Annotated in this window: 2 pseudogenes; one reads left to right on the top strand and one right to left on the bottom strand. The window is 33.6% G+C overall.

Annotation, left to right across the window (positions count from 1 at the left end):
* Positions 1-192: 192 nt before the first annotated feature.
* A pseudogene (locus tag HR057_RS16760) lies at positions 193-674 on the top strand (transposase); the annotation flags it as partial.
* A gap of 15 nt (positions 675-689) precedes the next feature.
* Here the strand turns inward: HR057_RS16760 and HR057_RS17195 are convergent.
* Positions 690-913 (bottom strand): annotated as a pseudogene (locus HR057_RS17195) (ATP-binding protein); the annotation flags it as partial.
* Between the last annotated feature and the right edge of the window lie 196 nt (positions 914-1,109).

Raw genomic sequence — 1,109 nt, 5'->3', positions numbered from 1 at the left:
GCTTGGCTCTGCATAAATTCTCTGCAAATCTCTGTACTTCTATTTTGCAATAAACAACATGTGACATTACTCCTTTCAAATGTGGTTTGGCGATTACATTTTCCCTGAGTTTTGTCACTTGTCTCATTATTTTTTTATAAAAAATTAGTGTTGGTTTTTATTCACCAACACTAAAAATTATAGAGCCTATAAGGCACTTCAGCATCTACCGTTGTTCGTCGATTTGTTCAATTGGCAGGTAGAGCTATTCGTCCAGTCGAACAATTACCTTCCGTTATTGCCATTGATGAATATAAAGGTGATACAAAAGAAGGAAAATACCAGTAATTGTAGCCGATGGGTTCACCAAACAACCAATAGATATACTTCCCAACTGGCAAAAAAAGACCATAAAGCAATACTTACAAAAGTACGGAAGTCAGGTTCAAATTGTGATTATGGATATGAGTCCATCCTTTAAAGCAGCCGTCGAAAGTGCGCTGGGAAAACCAGTTATAATAGCTGACCGCTTTCACTTTTGTCGTTATATTTATTGGGCGCTAAATGGAGTAAGAAGACGGGATCAAAAGGAATTTCATTCCTATGACCGTAAAAAGTGCAAGCGTATGAAGCATGTATTACATAATGCACAGGATCGTTTTAAGCATCAAGTAAAATGTTATAGTTTTCGATATTTTATTTTTTACATTTTAGGCAAAAATAGTAGTTCTATGTTTCATTCTATAACCATCGTGATTTAGATGAATAATTTCAGATCGATGGATAATCCGATCAAAAATAGTGTTTGTATTGGTTGGATCACCCAATAATTCTCCCCATTCTTTTGGATCTTTACTGATGTCAATATGATTGATGACTTATTATATAAGTCATTAATCAAATGAAAAAAGAGATTGGCCTCTTGCTGATGTAATCAACGGTGATAAAATCCTCAATAACATCGGTAATATCAGTAATAACTAAATAAGAAGGGTTATGTGGAATGTTTCAAATAAAAAATGGAAGCATACTGAGCCGCCATCATTAAAAGAATACACATAAAAAGAAACCACCAAAATAATAAATATATTTGCTATAAACCCCCATAAAATACAATCCCATAATAGTGT

Origin of the sequence: Calidifontibacillus erzurumensis, from assembly GCF_013303125.1 — a bacterium.
In the GTDB taxonomy this organism is placed as follows: Bacteria; Bacillota; Bacilli; order Bacillales; family Bacillaceae_J; genus Calidifontibacillus; species Calidifontibacillus erzurumensis.
The sequence above is the reverse complement of the archived record's forward strand: the minus strand, read 5'-3'. Positions and strand labels throughout refer to the sequence as shown.